At 35.4% G+C, this 15,114-nt stretch carries 14 protein-coding genes; 12 read left to right on the top strand and 2 right to left on the bottom strand.

The window, feature by feature from the left end:
* The first annotated feature begins 10 nt into the window (after positions 1–10).
* The 8 genes from ACQV2P_RS04710 (at position 11) to ACQV2P_RS04675 (ending at position 9,011) form a co-directional block, all read left to right on the top strand.
* A complete protein-coding gene (locus ACQV2P_RS04710; RefSeq protein ID WP_428876295.1) occupies positions 11–841 on the top strand; it encodes a hypothetical protein in 831 nt (276 codons plus the stop codon).
* A 23-nt stretch (positions 842–864) separates the two neighbouring features.
* Positions 865–2,040: a glycosyltransferase gene (locus tag ACQV2P_RS04705; protein WP_428873584.1), complete on the top strand. Its 1,176-nt coding sequence runs from the start codon at positions 865–867 to the stop codon at positions 2,038–2,040.
* A 3-nt stretch (positions 2,041–2,043) separates the two neighbouring features.
* The gene (locus ACQV2P_RS04700) at positions 2,044–3,456 is read left to right on the top strand and encodes a lipopolysaccharide biosynthesis protein (protein ID WP_428894685.1); all 1,413 of its coding nucleotides are present in this window, start codon (positions 2,044–2,046) and stop codon (positions 3,454–3,456) included.
* 35 nt (positions 3,457–3,491) lie between these two features.
* The gene (locus tag ACQV2P_RS04695; RefSeq protein WP_428873586.1) at positions 3,492–4,793 is read left to right on the top strand and encodes an O-antigen ligase family protein; all 1,302 of its coding nucleotides are present in this window, start codon (positions 3,492–3,494) and stop codon (positions 4,791–4,793) included.
* A complete protein-coding gene (locus tag ACQV2P_RS04690) occupies positions 4,790–5,857 on the top strand; it encodes a hypothetical protein (protein WP_428894684.1) in 1,068 nt (355 codons plus the stop codon). The genes ACQV2P_RS04695 and ACQV2P_RS04690 overlap by 4 nt, the downstream gene beginning before the upstream one ends.
* A 13-nt stretch (positions 5,858–5,870) precedes the next feature.
* Positions 5,871–6,632 (top strand): glycosyltransferase family 2 protein, encoded by a 762-nt coding sequence (locus tag ACQV2P_RS04685; protein WP_428873588.1) that lies wholly within the window; start codon positions 5,871–5,873, stop codon positions 6,630–6,632.
* A gap of 48 nt (positions 6,633–6,680) precedes the next feature.
* A complete protein-coding gene (locus ACQV2P_RS04680) occupies positions 6,681–8,003 on the top strand; it encodes a nucleotide sugar dehydrogenase (RefSeq protein WP_428894683.1) in 1,323 nt (440 codons plus the stop codon).
* A 129-nt stretch (positions 8,004–8,132) separates the two neighbouring features.
* Entirely contained in the window at positions 8,133–9,011 is an 879-nt protein-coding gene (locus tag ACQV2P_RS04675) for a M15 family metallopeptidase (protein WP_428874865.1), read from the top strand.
* 158 nt (positions 9,012–9,169) lie between these two features.
* Here the strand turns inward: ACQV2P_RS04675 and ACQV2P_RS04670 are convergent, their stop codons facing one another.
* Complete coding sequence (locus ACQV2P_RS04670) at positions 9,170–9,724, bottom strand: chromate transporter (protein ID WP_428873591.1); 555 nt, start codon at positions 9,722–9,724, stop codon at positions 9,170–9,172.
* Positions 9,725–9,728: 4 nt separating this feature from the next.
* Positions 9,729–10,280, bottom strand: a complete 552-nt coding sequence (locus ACQV2P_RS04665; RefSeq protein WP_428873592.1) for a chromate transporter — start codon at positions 10,278–10,280, stop codon at positions 9,729–9,731.
* 144 nt (positions 10,281–10,424) lie between these two features.
* On the opposite strand from ACQV2P_RS04665, the gene ACQV2P_RS04660 reads away from it, so the two are divergent.
* From ACQV2P_RS04660 to ACQV2P_RS04645, 4 genes are all read left to right on the top strand, one after another.
* On the top strand, positions 10,425–11,540 hold the full coding sequence (locus tag ACQV2P_RS04660; protein WP_428873593.1) for an ATP-NAD kinase family protein: 1,116 nt from the start codon (positions 10,425–10,427) through the stop codon (positions 11,538–11,540).
* Positions 11,541–11,840: 300 nt separating this feature from the next.
* A complete protein-coding gene (locus ACQV2P_RS04655) occupies positions 11,841–13,511 on the top strand; it encodes a formate--tetrahydrofolate ligase (RefSeq protein ID WP_428873594.1) in 1,671 nt (556 codons plus the stop codon).
* A gap of 94 nt (positions 13,512–13,605) precedes the next feature.
* Positions 13,606–14,460: a bifunctional 5,10-methylenetetrahydrofolate dehydrogenase/5,10-methenyltetrahydrofolate cyclohydrolase gene (locus ACQV2P_RS04650; RefSeq protein ID WP_428873595.1), complete on the top strand. Its 855-nt coding sequence runs from the start codon at positions 13,606–13,608 to the stop codon at positions 14,458–14,460.
* A 9-nt stretch (positions 14,461–14,469) separates the two neighbouring features.
* The gene (locus tag ACQV2P_RS04645) at positions 14,470–15,096 is read left to right on the top strand and encodes a cyclodeaminase/cyclohydrolase family protein (protein WP_428873596.1); all 627 of its coding nucleotides are present in this window, start codon (positions 14,470–14,472) and stop codon (positions 15,094–15,096) included.
* Positions 15,097–15,114: the final 18 nt, after the last annotated feature.

Here is a 15,114-nt window from a genome sequence, read left to right as displayed (position 1 = left end):
GAGGAAGCATATGTTTCCAGAACAGAAATCAGACAAACGTCCTTTTTTTTCAAAAAGACTTTTGGTCTTTTTTCTTGTAATGATTCTTTTAGTTTTTTCTACTTTTCTCTTTTTTGGCTATCTGGATGATTTGAAAAATTCTTTCCAAGGCACCTTTGTCCATAATCCTTCTGAATGGCAATACTATACTATTGGACAAGAATTACTAGAAAAAAAAGATAGGTCTTTTGAAGACTTAGCAAAAGATGGCATCGAGCTCTTAGTTTTGAGCTATGATTACAGTCAAGCAGGCCGAATTGGGGAGAAAAGAATTAAAGAATTAACTTATTATTTATGGGATTTTAATCAAGAAAAGATAGTCCAAGTCAACATCGATCCACAATTAGATTTATTTATATCAGATACTAAAATGTCAAAAACAATCAGAGAATATGGTTTAAAGCAAGGAGAGTTAGCTTTAGTTGAACAATTGACGCAATCATATAATTTGCCCATTGATTTTTTAATTGTCTTAGATCTTGATAGGTTAGAAGAAGTTGCTAAAAAGAACTCTAATGGAGTATTATTCAAAAATATTAACAATGATGATCGGCAAGAACAAAAGACAAGTCAAATTATGGCTGACAATTTAATGGATTATCATCACTTTTTAAAACTAGCCAAAGAATTAAATCAAACGGATTACCTGGTAAAAAGTAACATTGGTTTTAACCATTTTTTAAAATTTACTCTCTACTATAATCTTCAAAAGGGTCAAAAAACTGAAACATTTGACCTATCTAGCACACAAACAAGAAGTGAAAGAGAAAGATTACTAGAATCCCTAAATTTTAATCAGTAGAAAGTCGTATAAGGAGGAAGCTTTTGCAAAAAATTAGAATCCTACATCTAATGTCATCTTTTGGAGGAGGCATTTCTACATTTATTCACAATTTAGCTAAAGAAGCTAGCAATCAAGAGATGGTTTTTGATGTAGCTACCTACAGTCAAGTTCCTGACTATTTTAAACAGACGATTGAAGAGACGGGTGGTCAGATTTATTTTCTGAATAACCCCAAAAAAACTTCTTGGCAATCCTTTAAGAATAGTTTTGCTAAAGCTTTTCAAGAGAATGCCTACCAAGTAGTTTATAGTCATATTGCAGGTTACCGTTCAGTCATTTATTATTATTTAGCCCATCAATTCCAAAAGGATACGCCCTTTGATTTCTATATTCATGGGCATTACCGTTATGACAAAAATACAGCTTTAAAAAATAAATTGATGCAAGTTTTTGATGCGCAAGTCAATAGAAGATTGTCTCGTTTACCGATTGGATGTTCTCAACTTTCAATAGAAGAATTGTTTGCTTTGAAAGTTGGAGAATCCTCTGTGGTTATTCCAAATAGCATAGAACCCAATGATTTCTTTATCGATTTTGAAAAGAAGCGAACAAGTCGTAAATATTGGCTAAGCAAATTCACTAAGAAAAGTAAACAAAGTCTAATAATTGGACAAGTGGGGCGTTTAACGGCAATTAAAAATCATCCTTTGACCTTAGAAGTCATAGCTTATAGTAAAAAGCAGCATCATCCCTTGCGTTTAGTGATTGCTGGTGAGGGGGAAGATCGGGATTTTTTAGAAAAAGAGGTAGAAAAAAAAGAAATTGATGCCCAAGTTTTCTTTGCTGGCAGAATTAGTCCGGTTGCTAATTTATTAGCCGGTATCGATTTATTAATTATGCCCTCTTTTTCTGAAGGTTTTGGCACGGTAGCCATTGAAGCTCAAGCGGTAGGCATTCCCGTGCTTGCCAGCGATCAAATAAGTCAAGAAGTAGACTTGGGCTTGGGGTTGATTCAATTTTTATCTTTAAATTGTGAACCTAAAGAATGGTATCAAAGGCTGATTGAATTTTATCATCAAAGTTCAACTAAAATTCCCACTGATGAAGAACGATTTAGAAGTATACAAGCTAAGTCCCTTACTAATGAAGCTGCAGCCAAGCTGTATCGCCAGGTGTTAGATCATCAAGTGAGCCATTTTCGGATAGATTCGAGGTAATATATGAAACATTTTATGAAAAGATTAACAGGGTTTTCCTTAGGACCGATTATTGGTGCATTAATTTCACTGATTCAAATCCGCATTTTGACTCAGTTGTTAGTAGCAGACCAATATGGGGTTTCAGGATTGTATCGAAACTTAATCTTAAACATTCCTAATTTTCTTTATATTGGTCTCGATCAGGCTTTTTCTCGTGAATTTCATCAAGCTGCATCTAAAAAACACCTTTTTCAACATGCAATTATTATCCCGATCGGGATGGGAATCCTTCTATCATTTGTTATGCTTGTTTTTAATCAGACCATTGCGAATTGGTTGTTTAGTGATCCTAACGCAGGCTATATTGTGATTTGGAGTACAATTTTACTTATTTCAATGATTATTGAACGCTTCGTACTCATTTCTATTCGTATGCAAGAAAAAGCAAAAGAATATTCTGGCTTTACCATTTTATTAAAGAGTTTAATTTTTGCAGTTTCCTTGTCTATAATTGCTTTGGGCATTCGCGATTTTCGTGTAGTGGTTTTTGGAATGATTTTTGGTCAACTTATAGGGGATAGTTTTCTTTTCTTACGTTATAGAGATTTGTTATCGTGGAATGATTTTGTTGTTGACTATGACCTCATAAAAAAATTATTATCTTTTGGTTTTCCGCTTATGATTGCAATGTCTCTTAATTCGGTGCTCAATACAATTGATAGCTTAATGCTTCGGTCTTTTTCTACCAAAAAAGAATTAGGGTTTTATGCTGCAGGCATCGCGATTGTCAATATGATTGGTATTTTAAAGACAGCATTTGCAACCTTTTGGGTTCCTACTGCCTATCGATGGCATGATGAAGGCAAGTCAATGAAGCATTATAAATTTATTTCAGACGCTGTTCTTTTTGTTTTAACGGGTATCTTTTTTGGGATTCTTGTATTTCGCCCCTTGATTATGATGATTTTAGGCGAGGACTATCGTTCTGTTCAGTATATTCTTGGCTTGCTCTGTTTTCCTCATATTATGTATACACTTTCTGAAACAACGACACTGGGAATTGTTTTTTCACGCAAGACCTATTTTAATACATTGGTTTCTTTATTGGCTTTGATTCCTAATTTTTTTATTAATCTCTGGCTCACTCCAAGATGGGGAGCTTTAGGAGCAGCCACCGCGTCATCCGGAGCTTACATCATGTTTTATCTAGCTAGAACTTATTTTTCAAGTCGGACAGGCTTTTATTTCAAACAAAGTAAACATCTCATGTCCATTTGTTTAATGTTTATTGCTGCCTTCGTTAACACTAGTGATTATGCTTATCGTTTGTCTGTAACATTTGGCTTAGCTTTGGTCTGTCTCATTATTCAGTTTTCGACCATCCAAGATGGTTATCAAATCTGGCGTAATCCTGAGAAATGGGATTTTAATTAATTGTTCGAAAAGAAAGAGTAAGAAAGGAGTGGCCCATGTTTCTATATTGTTTACTTTTAGTTACGAGTGTTTTTTTAGGTTCGCAAATTTTAGCCGTTGAAACGCCAATTGCTCAAATTACCCTTTACCGAATTCTTGCTCTTTTTTCTGTTCTGATTCTTGCTTGGCAAATTTTACAAAAAGATCGAAAGCTTTTATTGGTGTTACCCTCTGCTTCAACACGTATGCTTTTTTGTTTTTTAGCTTGGTGGTTAATTGCTTTAACAACAGGTCTTTGGGCTGAAAATTTTAAAGATTGGCTGCAAGTTTCATTTTTAATGACGGTTGGCATGGCATCAATTGTGGCTATTTATTTTTGGGTGGGTACTAAAAGACAGTGGTTTCGTCTGGCTCAAGCCATGTGGGGGATGATGACTGCCTTAGTATTTTGGGGCTATATCGAAATTATCGGTAATATCTATGTATTTGCAGATATGACCAAATTGGATAAATATGGAACTTTTGATTCCCAACCCTGGACTCGGATTCCAATCACCTTTTTTGCCAATCAAAATGACTATGCTACTTTACTTTTAGCGTATGTCACCCTCTGTATGGTTCTATACTATTACAGTCAAAGATATTGGCAAAGGATGTTCTTACTATTAATGTTTGCATTAACAACATTTTTAATCTACCAAACTAGCTCAAGAATGTCCTTAATATGTTTAATTCTTTTTATCGGCTTACAACTAGTTCGCAACTTCAAGTTGGATCTTTTCCAAGGGAAAAGACTTTATATAATGACCGCCTTTATTATTTTTATGATGTTAATTCCACCTATACGTGAAAAAGTTTTTGAAGTGATTTTTCTAGGTGGTCCACAAGCAGGCTTATCTGGTGATACTAAGCGAATGAATATCTGGCGAAATGGTTTACTTTATTTGACCCAAACTTTTGGCTTAGGGGTTGGATCGGGGAATATCGAGCATTGGGCTAAAGTAAGACCTATCTGGCCAACTAATGAAATAACCAATATGCATAATTGGTGGCTTGAAATTTTAGTTTCTAACGGCATTCTTTCACTGTTACTTTATTTATGGGCATACATTGGAATGATAAGACGGTTGGAGTTTGTTGCTAGAGTGGGGAGAAAGACCTCTGTTTTACAAAGCAATATTTCTTTTGTATTCTATAGTTTTTTAATTATTTTTATTCTAGCAAGTATTACTAGTGCAAATAATATGTTGATTGAATGGCACTGGGTATTTTTTGCTTTAATTATAAGTTGGGTAAAAATAATCGATACAAAAGAACAAACGCAGGATTTTAAAAGTAAAAGGAGTTTAGGAATATGAGCTTAGCTACAGTTTTTCACGAGTTATACCGCTTTATTAAAAATTATTTTAGAAGAATTATGTTTGGATCAGTTATTATCTCATTATTAGTTGTAGGAGGAAGGTATGTCGTCAACCGCTTAATAAATAGTGATAAAATTGAATCATATAATTATCTAGCCCATGCCTATCAACAAGACCCAGCTTCATTCCAAGTGATTGTTACAATGGAAGATGGCAGTCTATTTTCAACTGCGGCTGTCTTTGATGACTATTTTGCGACACCAACTATTATTAAACAAATTGAAGCAGAAACTGGTATCGAATTTGGAAAATGGCTTCAAGCAGAAAAAAAACTTGAAATGTATAAGACCAACACTTTTCGAGGTGGGCTTGCAGGAATTCGAGATGCCGCTTCAAATGTTATTACTTTAAGATTTTTGGTGGGGAATAATGCTGAAGAAAACTTAAAGATAGCCGAAGCATATGCTGAATTATTAGAAAAACAAAAGCTACCTTTCCTCGGGAAAAATACTGTCTCAATCATTCGGTCACCAGAAATTGGAGAAATGATTCCAATTGATTTGATCGAAGAAGTTCCTAGTAGGGAAACTTTGACCCCATTTCAAACTAAAGAGGCTAAAGGAAGTATTATCTATGGCTTATTGGGTCTCTTTTTAGGCGCTATTTTATCGATAGCTTGGAGCATGATTGCACATTATCGAAGACATAAAATAGGCTATGCTTTTGATTATACTTGGGGAATTAATGATCTGCATTTTATTTATAACCGTCAAGATAATCGAGAAGTCTTAGAAAAATTAATTCGAACTCCTAGTGATAGTCAGCGAGTAATCCTTAGACAACAAAAGCATCAAGAAGTGAATGTTCAAGAACTAATCTCTCCTGAAGGAAACACCTACGGAGTGCAAGCGACTAACTTAGCAAGTCTTGATGCAAACTTTTCACCAAATGAAATTGTTATCGTCTTAGACGCTAATATTACCGATAAAAAGTGGTATAATGACCAACGCCAATTGGCAGAGCTTTATCAAGCAAGAATCAAGATAATTCAGATTATTTAAGGAGAATTGTGAGATGAATTCAAAATCAGGATTGGTGTCGATAATAACCCCTGTTTATAACGCAGAAAGATTCTTAAAAAAAACCATCGAGAGCGTGCTTAATCAGAGTTATCAGAATTGGGAGTGGTTGCTAGTCAATGATTGCTCAAATGATATTAGTGTGAGAATAATTCAAGAATTTGCACAAGAAGATAGCCGTATTCAATTGGTTAATTTATCAAAAAACTCTGGTGCCGCAGTGGCAAGAAACAAGGGGCTTGAATTGGCTAGAGGTAGATATATTTCATTTATTGATAGTGATGATGTTTGGGAATATTGTAAGTTGGAGAAACAATTAGCATTTATGCAAGAAAAGGCGCTATCTTTTACTTATACAAATTTTTCCTTAATAGATGAAAGTGGAGAAACCCTTAAAGAAACAGTAGATTTACCAGAACGTTTAGATTATAATGGCCTTCTAAAAAACACAGCCATTGCTTGCTCTACAGTAATGATTGATCGTGAAAAAATAGGAGACTTTAGAATGCCTTTAGTGCGGAAAGGACAAGACACAGCAACTTGGCTAATGTTAATGCGTGAACGAAAAATTGAAGCTTATGCTTTAAATGAAGTGCTTAATCACTATCGTCAAGTTTCTGGTTCTATTTCCTCCAACAAGCTTTCAGCTCTTAAGCGAACATGGTACACTTATCGCCATTTAGAAAAATTACCACTATATCAGTGCATATATTATTATAGTCATTATGTTTTTCAGGCAATTAAAAGGCGGTTATAATTTAACAAGCAATTATATAAGATAGCTAAATAAGGTTAGGAGAAAAAAATGAATATATATCAAAATTTAATTGAAGGTAAAACAAAGTTAGCAGTTGTAGGTTTAGGGTATGTGGGTATGCCGATTGCCATAGAATTTGCTAAGCACATTGAAACAATTGGCTATGACAACAATGTTCATAAAGTGGAGCAATATTTGCAGGGTATCGATCCAACTCTAGAGGTTGGAGATGAAGCAGTCAAGAATACAAATTTAGCTTTCACCTACGACCAAAGTAGGCTAAAAGAAGCGAACTTTATTATTGTTGCGGTTCCAACACCTATCAATCAAGATAAGACACCTAATTTAGATCCGGTTATTTCAGCCACAAGAACCGTAGGGAAAAACATGTCTAAAGGGACTTTAGTTGCTTATGAGTCAACGGTTTATCCTGGGGTTACTGAGGAAATGTGTATTGAAGAACTTGAAGAAAGTTCAGGATTAGTGCATGGTGTTGATTTTTGGGTAGGTTATTCACCTGAAAGAATTAATCCAGGAGATAAGGTCCATACTTTACCAAAAATTAAAAAGATCGTTTCTGCTACAACTGCTGATGCTTTAGATACAATGGCTAAAGTATATGAACTAGTAATTGAAGCGGGTGTTCATCGTGCACCAAGTATTAAAGTTGCTGAAGCCGCTAAAGTTGTTGAAAATAGTCAAAGAGATATTAACATTGCATTTATGAATGAGTTAGCTCTCGTTTTTGATCGAATGGAAATTGATTCGCAAGATGTTATTGATGCCATGAATACCAAATGGAATGCTTTAGGTTTCACACCAGGACTAGTGGGAGGACACTGTATTGGTGTAGATCCTTACTACTTTGTTTACGAGGCAGAAAACTTGGGCTATCATAGTCAGATTATTCTTTCTGGTCGCCAAATAAATGATCAAATGGGAGATTTTATTGGTGATAAGTTGATTAAGCTCATGGTTAAGGCGGGTAAAAAAGTAACAGACTCTAAAGTAGTTATTTTGGGTCTAACTTTTAAAGAACATACACCAGATACGCGCAACTCAAAAGTTGCCGATATTATCAATTATTTAAGGACTTTCGATATTGAGCCTGTTGTAGTAGATCCTTGGGCTGAATCAAGTGATGCCAAAGCAGAATATGATGTTGATTTAACAGCGTTCGATCAAGTTCAGGATGCGGATGCTGTTATCTTTGCAGTAGCTCATCAGGAATTTCGAGAACTAAATAATACAAGCATCGAAAAATTGTTTAATGCAAAATTAACACCTAAAGAAAGAGTTCTTATAGATGTCAAAAGCATACTGGATGCTGATTATTTTAAGGAAGCTGGCTATACTTTTTGGCGCTTATAATAATAGCTGGCTCTTAAGCACTTTATCGAACAGGATAAATAGTTTGAGAGTTTCCTTAAGTAGTTTGCGTATCAGAATGTTTATTATTGGAACACTTGATCCTTTGAAAACAAATATGAGGTGATAAAAATGAGTATTAAGAAAATTTTCTTAATATTTTTACTTCTACTTATTTTTCCTTTTGACAAAGCGGTGGCTTTAGCTAAATACAATTTACCAGAATTGAGTCAGATTGATGCGATAAAATCAAATGCTAGTGTTGATGAATTAATTGATTCAATTCCTGCTGAGGGAAATTTAAATGATCCCAATTTACTTTTGGTGAATCCAAGCAACCCAATCAACAATCAAATTGAAGTTGATTTAGTTACTTCAATTGAAGGAATTCCATATGCTGCTAACATTGAAGAAAAACTTAGTCAGCTGTTACAAGCAGGTTTGGAGGATGGTTATCTATTTACAATTATTTCAGGATACCGTTCGACAAATCAGCAAGCAGGGTTAGAAAGTTCTAGAAAACAGTCTTTAATGGCGGTCGGTTATAGTGAATCAGAAGCGAGATATTTAACCAATTTATATACAGCACCAGCAAATGCCACAGAGCATATGACTGGGCTCGCTATTGATATATTAGGTCAAGATTGGACCAGCATAGGAGGAGGCTTAACTGAAAATTATAGCGAAACGGCATCGGCCCAATGGTTAGTAGAAAATGCAGCCAATTTTGGGTTTATTTTAAGATACCCTCAAAATAAGACAGAAATGACTACTTTTAATTTTGAACCTTGGCATTATCGCTATGTAGGTCAACTAAATGCGCAATTTATGATGGAACATGGGCTTACTCTTGAAGAGTACCTAGCCCTTATTGAAGAACGTGACCGGCGTAAAAAAATTGAAAAAGTAAAACAAGCGGCTGAAAATCAAGCGGTTGATGAAGCAAAAAGGTGGTTAGAAGAACAAAAGAAAACGATTGATAAACTGTTTTATAACTCATCAACTGATTAAATGACAAAGAGCTTGTGACCGAAGTTAGCTAAAACACCGTCCTTAACACTGTTAAACAGCGTTAAGGACGGTGTTTTAGTTTTATTAAATAAACAAAGAGTTGCCTACCTTCTGTTTAATATAACCCTAAAAAGGACAAATGAGTAACAACTAATTTTTTAAAATGCATGATAAATCAAATTAACAATCCCTGCAGAAATCATAATCACGATGGGGTTAGCTTTAAACTTATTAAGTAATAGCATGGCTATAATAAAAATTACCAACATTAACCAATTAGGGTCCATCCAAACAACAGTCTCTTTTTGCCAAATAGCATTCACAAAAATTGATAAGCCCGAACTAGCTATTAAGGCAATCACTATAGGCCTAAGGATAAAAAGGGTATCTTGCATTAAACTTAGTTTTTGAAAACGCTGATAAAGATAGGCTAAAAAAGTCACGATAATTATCGATGGTAAGGTACAGCCGATAGTAGCAACTATTGCACCACTGACACCACCGATTTGAGTACCAATAAAAGTAGAGGCATTAATAGCAATTGGACCAGGTGTCATTTGTGAGATTGTAATTAGATGACCAAATTCTTCTAAAGATAGCCAATGCTCTTGGTGAACAACCAAGTCTTCAATCAAAGGCAAAGCAGCATAGCCACCACCAAAAGAAAGTAAGCCAATATTTAAAAAAGTAAGAAATAGTTCCCAATAAATCAAGTAATCACCTCTTCAAATAAGAATAAATAAAGCCACCACATAAAGAAATAAGAATTAACCATGAAATCGGGAAGTTAAAATAGCTAACTAAAATGAGTGCGCTTATAAAAATGAGAATTAGATACTTTTCTTTTTGTTTAACAAGATCTTTGATCATGGTATAAACAACAGAAACAATTACCGCTGCTACTCCCGCTTGCATTCCTTCTAACATCCAAGCCACCCATTGATTTTCAATAAAGACCTGATAAAAATGTGCAATGATAGAGATAATTGCAAAAGGAGGAAGGATAGTGGCAAAAACAGTGGTGAGAACACCGAGCCATCCTGCTAATTGATAACCTACAATCACCGCGGCATTAATAGCGATTGCCCCTGGAGAAGATTGAGCGATTGCGATTAAATCGAGCATTTGATTTTCTTCAAACCAATGATAGTCATCAACAAATTGCTTTTTCATAAGACTTACAATTACATAACCTCCACCAAAGGTAAAAGCACTTAATAGAAAAGTCACTCTAAACAATTTGATATAAAATTTCAAATTTTTTTGCAAAAAATCACTCCTACAAGGAACTTGTAAAATCAGACAATTTAAATTATAGAAAGAAAAGTAAAAATTGTAAACTAGAGCTTAGGTATGACAAGAACATTTATAAGACCTATAATAGAATAGAAGATTATTGAGAGGAGAGAATTAATGAAAAAATTAGGAATTGTAGTAAATCCCATTGCTGGTATGGGAGGACGAGTTGGTTTAAAAGGTACCGATGGTAAAGATGTATTAACTGAGGCGATTAAGAGAGGAGCTAATCCTGAGGCCCCTTTAAAAGCCTTGAAAGCGCTCAAAGAATTAGCTCCTCTTAAAGAAGAATTAATTGTATATGTTGCTTCTGGTAAAATGGGAGAAGATTTAGTAAAAGAAACCGAATTGAATTATGAAGTGATTCATCAAATCGATGGTGACAGTATGGCGAAGGATACCATTCATTTAGTTGAAAAATTTCAAGAGAGAGAGGTGGATTTAATACTTTTTGCAGGAGGCGACGGAACGGCACGTGATATTGCTTCAGTTACTCAACTTGCTATTCCAACGATTGGGATACCAGCGGGTGTTAAGATTCATTCTCCTGTTTATGCAGTGACACCGGAACATGCCGGTAAGTTAGCTTTGAGGTATTTGAAAGACAAGGAATTGTCTCTAAAAGATGAGGAAGTTATTGATATTGAAGAAGATGCATTCCGTAGGGATGAAATAATTACTAAAGTCTATGGATACCTAAGTGTTCCTTATGATGAAAGTCATTTACAAAATTTGAAATCACCTACTCCTCAATCGGATGAGGCAGCAAGAGTTTCTATAGCGCTTGATATTATAGATAGAATGGAAGAAGATGTCTTCTACATTATTGGCTCTGGTTCAACAGTTGCTCCGGTAATGTTAGAGTTAGGTCTGGAACCAACATTATTAGGTGTTGATATCATTCGAAATAAAAAAGTTGTAAAAAAAGATGTCTATGAACAAGAGATTTTGGATATCATTGGGGACAAGCCAGCTAAATTGATTGTTACACCGATGGGTGGTCAAGGATATCTCTTTGGCCGAGGCAATCATCAATTATCTGACAAGGTTCTTGCCAAGCTAGATAAAGAGGATATTATAATCGTTGCAACACCAGGAAAATTAAACACCTTAAAAGGTCAACCGCTTTTAGTTTATACAGGTAATCGTGAAATTGATGAAAAATTAGCTGGTTATCATAAAATTTTACTAGGATACCATAACTCCAGAATGTATAAGGTAAGTGCAATTTAAGAAATAACGAAAATTTTGTGAAAAAAGATTAAGTTGACCAAGTGGTTATCACTATATTAATAACAACTTTCATCTATTAAATAGCGGTTGTGAAAAGCACAACTAACTTTCTTTATTGATAATATAAACAAATTTAGTACTTGCTTACATAAAAATGTTTGTGAAAAAACTGAATTGCAAGCTAAAAATGCAATTTTTTAAAAACTGTCTGCAAAATGTAAGAGTTTCCTAACGTTTTATGGTATGATGAAAGATGCATAGAGATACTATGTGATTTATCTAAAGGGGGAAAAGATTTTAATGAAGACAGATATTCAAATCGCACAGGAAGCTAAATTGCAACCAATTGAAGATGTGGCTGCAAAGTTAGGTATTTCTAATGATGTATTAGAGCCTTACGGTAAAACAAAAGCTAAAATCGATTTTACTAAATTAGATATGGATAACAAGGACTTAGGAAAATTAATTCTTGTTACAGCGATTACTCCAACTCCTGCTGGTGAAGGTAAAACAACTACTTCAATCGGCTTGGCAGACGGAATGTCTAAAATTGGTAAGAAAACAGCAGTTGCTTTACGTGAGCCTTCATTAGGACCAGTATTTGGTATTAAAGGTGGAGCAGCTGGTGGTGGATACGCACAAGTTGTTCCAATGGAAGATATTAACTTACACTTTACTGGAGACTTCCACGCGATTGGAGCAGCAACTAACTTAATCGCTGCCTTATTAGATAACCACATCCACCATGGTAACGCATTAGATATTGATACAAACCGAATTGTATGGCGTCGTGTTGTCGATATGAACGACCGTCAATTACGTAATATTGTAAATGGATTAGGCCGTCGTGTTGATGGAGTAACACGTGAAGATGGTTACGACATCGTTGTAGCTTCTGAAGTAATGGCAGCATTCTGTCTATCTAATAATTTACAAGAATTAAAAGAAAAATTAGGTAATATGATCGTTGCTTACACTCGTAAAGATAATAAGCCAGTTACTGTTAAAGATATTAATGGTGCTGGAGCTGCAACTGCATTACTTAAAGATGCAATCAAGCCAAATATTGTACAAACTTTAGAAGGGACACCAGCTTTTGTGCACGGTGGACCATTCGCAAACATTGCTCACGGATGCAACTCAATTATTGCAACGAAACTAGCAATGAATTATGCAGATTACACAATTACTGAAGCTGGTTTCGGTGCAGACTTAGGTGCTGAGAAATTCTTAGATATCAAATGTCGTCAAGCAGGGATAGCTCCTTCAGCAGTTGTAATCGTTGCAACAATCCGTGCATTGAAGATGCATGGTGGAGTTGATAAAAAAGAATTAGGACCTGAAAATGTAGAAGCTTTACGTAAAGGTATGCCTAACTTAATGCGTCACATTAACAATATTAAGAATGTGTTCGGATTAAACCCAGTAGTAGCTATCAATGCGTTCCCAACTGATACAGATGCCGAAATTGAAGCATTACGTGAAGAATGTGAAAAAGAAGGCGTTAAAGTTGTTCTTTCAACTCACTTCTCTGATGGAGGTGAAGGTGCAACTGAACTAGCTAAGGCTGTAGTTGAAGCATCTGAAAAAGAAAGCAACTTTAAGTTTGCTTATGATGTAGAAGCTTCTATCGAAGAAAAACTTGAAACATTAGTAACTAGAATCTACGGTGGTGCAAAAGTTGAGTTTACTTCAGTAGCTAAGAAGAAAATTAAGCAATTCACCGAGCAAGGACATGGTAAATTACCAATTTGTATGGCTAAAACGCAATATTCATTCTCCGATGATCCTAAATTATTAGGAGCTCCAGAAGGATTTACTGTTACTATCCGTGACTTAACCGTTTCTGCTGGTGCAGGCTTCCTAGTTGCTATGACAGGTGACATTATGAAGATGCCTGGCTTACCAAAAGAACCAGCTGCTAACCGTATTGATGTTGATGAAAAAGGTAACATTGAAGGATTGTTCTAAAAAGAATTGATTCTAAGATAAAATTAATAGTCGAGCGAGTAAATTTTTGCTCGTTCGACTTTTACAGTGTATTGAATAGAAAAGGGAGGATCTTATGGGTAAGATTTTAGATGGTAAAGAAGTTGGGAAAGCAATTCGCGAGCGTACTCGTCAAGAAGCAGAAGCTTTAAGAGAAAAAGGGATTGTTCCTAAATTAGTAGTGTTACGTGTCGATGAAAACCCTTCTTCCATGGCTTATGAAAAAAATGCTATGAAAGTAATGGAAAAATGTGGAATCGAAGCAGAAGCTCGTACTGAATTGGATGCTAAGACCACCGAAGATGTCTTAAAAATTATCGATGAATTAAATGCAGATAAATCTGTGTCAGGCGTTATCATTATGCAACCATTCCCAGAAGGAATTGAGCGAGCAGAAATTGCTGAGCGCTTAAATCCATATAAAGACGTAGATGCCTTGAACCCAGTTAACTTAGGTAAGCTAATTAACAATGATCCAACTGCAATGGCTCCTTCTACAGCACAAGCTTGTATCGAAATTCTTGATTACTATGACTATGAATTAGAGGGTGCTGAAGTTTGTGTTATTGGTTCATCACCAGTTGTTGGTAAGCCATTAGCAGTTATGTTATCAAACCGTAATGCAACTGTTTCAAATACACATGTCTATACTAAAGACAACACTATCCACACTACTTTAGCTGACATTGTGGTCTCAGCTACCGGAGCTTTAGGACTTGTTGGCCCTGACTACATTAAAGAAGGTGCAACAGTAATTGATGTTGGCTTTGGTTACAAAGATGGTAAGGCAACTGGAGATGTTCGCTTTGATGAAGTTGAACCTAAAGCAAGTGCTATCACTCCTGTCCCAGGTGGTGTTGGTTCTGTAACAACAGGTGTTCTGGCTTCACAAGTTGTTAAAGGTGCTAAGCTTCTAAATGGCTTAGAATAGGAGCGCGTAATGAAAGAATTAAAAGTCACAGAATTTATTGACAAGTTAGCTTCTAATGATCCAACTCCTGGTGGAGGGGCTGCAGCGGGCGTTACAGCTGGATTGGGTATTGGTGCTATTTTGATGGCTATGATTTTCTCGCAAAGTGATAAATTGTCTAAAGAGGATCAAACTTTTCTTGCTAAAAAAATTGAAGAGTTTGAAAAAAGTAAAGAGATTTTTGTGAACATTATCGACCGCGATGCAACTGAGTTTGAACCACTTTCTAAAGCGTATGGTATGCCGAGAGCAACAGACGTAGAAAAACAAGTGCGTAATGAAGCAATTCAAAGTGGGTTAGTAATTGCATCTCAACCTCCAGTTGACTTGATTTCAGAAGTCAGCCAAATTGTGGAGGGCTTTGACAAGGTTATTCCTTTAATTAAAAAAATCATCGTTTCCGATGTTGGTGTAGGTCTTCAAATGTTACGTTCGGCTGTTCAGGCTTCTTCATTAAACTTATATATTAATGGAGGACAGCTTAAGGATAAGGAAAAGCAAGAAGAGTATTATGAGCTTGCTAACAACAAGGTCGCTGAATTGTCCTCTCAATTAGATGAATACTACGCACAAGTCAAAGATATTTTAATCAAGTAAGGCGAAGGAGATAGTATA

It is taken from the genome of Facklamia sp. P12932, from assembly GCF_050409545.1.
Classification (GTDB): domain Bacteria; phylum Bacillota; class Bacilli; order Lactobacillales; family Aerococcaceae; genus Facklamia.
The sequence above is the reverse complement of the archived record's forward strand: the minus strand, read 5'-3'. Positions and strand labels throughout refer to the sequence as shown.

Coding starts and splice junctions, on each gene's coding strand:
- ACQV2P_RS04710 (WP_428876295.1), top strand. CDS start 11: ATGTTTCCAGAACAGAAATCAGACAAACGTCCTTTTTTTTCAAAAAGA.
- ACQV2P_RS04700 (WP_428894685.1), top strand. CDS start 2,044: ATGAAACATTTTATGAAAAGATTAACAGGGTTTTCCTTAGGACCGATT.
- ACQV2P_RS04695 (WP_428873586.1), top strand. CDS start 3,492: ATGTTTCTATATTGTTTACTTTTAGTTACGAGTGTTTTTTTAGGTTCG.
- ACQV2P_RS04690 (WP_428894684.1), top strand. CDS start 4,790: ATGAGCTTAGCTACAGTTTTTCACGAGTTATACCGCTTTATTAAAAAT.
- ACQV2P_RS04685 (WP_428873588.1), top strand. CDS start 5,871: ATGAATTCAAAATCAGGATTGGTGTCGATAATAACCCCTGTTTATAAC.
- ACQV2P_RS04680 (WP_428894683.1), top strand. CDS start 6,681: ATGAATATATATCAAAATTTAATTGAAGGTAAAACAAAGTTAGCAGTT.
- ACQV2P_RS04675 (WP_428874865.1), top strand. CDS start 8,133: ATGAGTATTAAGAAAATTTTCTTAATATTTTTACTTCTACTTATTTTT.
- ACQV2P_RS04660 (WP_428873593.1), top strand. CDS start 10,425: ATGAAAAAATTAGGAATTGTAGTAAATCCCATTGCTGGTATGGGAGGA.
- ACQV2P_RS04655 (WP_428873594.1), top strand. CDS start 11,841: ATGAAGACAGATATTCAAATCGCACAGGAAGCTAAATTGCAACCAATT.
- ACQV2P_RS04650 (WP_428873595.1), top strand. CDS start 13,606: ATGGGTAAGATTTTAGATGGTAAAGAAGTTGGGAAAGCAATTCGCGAG.
- ACQV2P_RS04645 (WP_428873596.1), top strand. CDS start 14,470: ATGAAAGAATTAAAAGTCACAGAATTTATTGACAAGTTAGCTTCTAAT.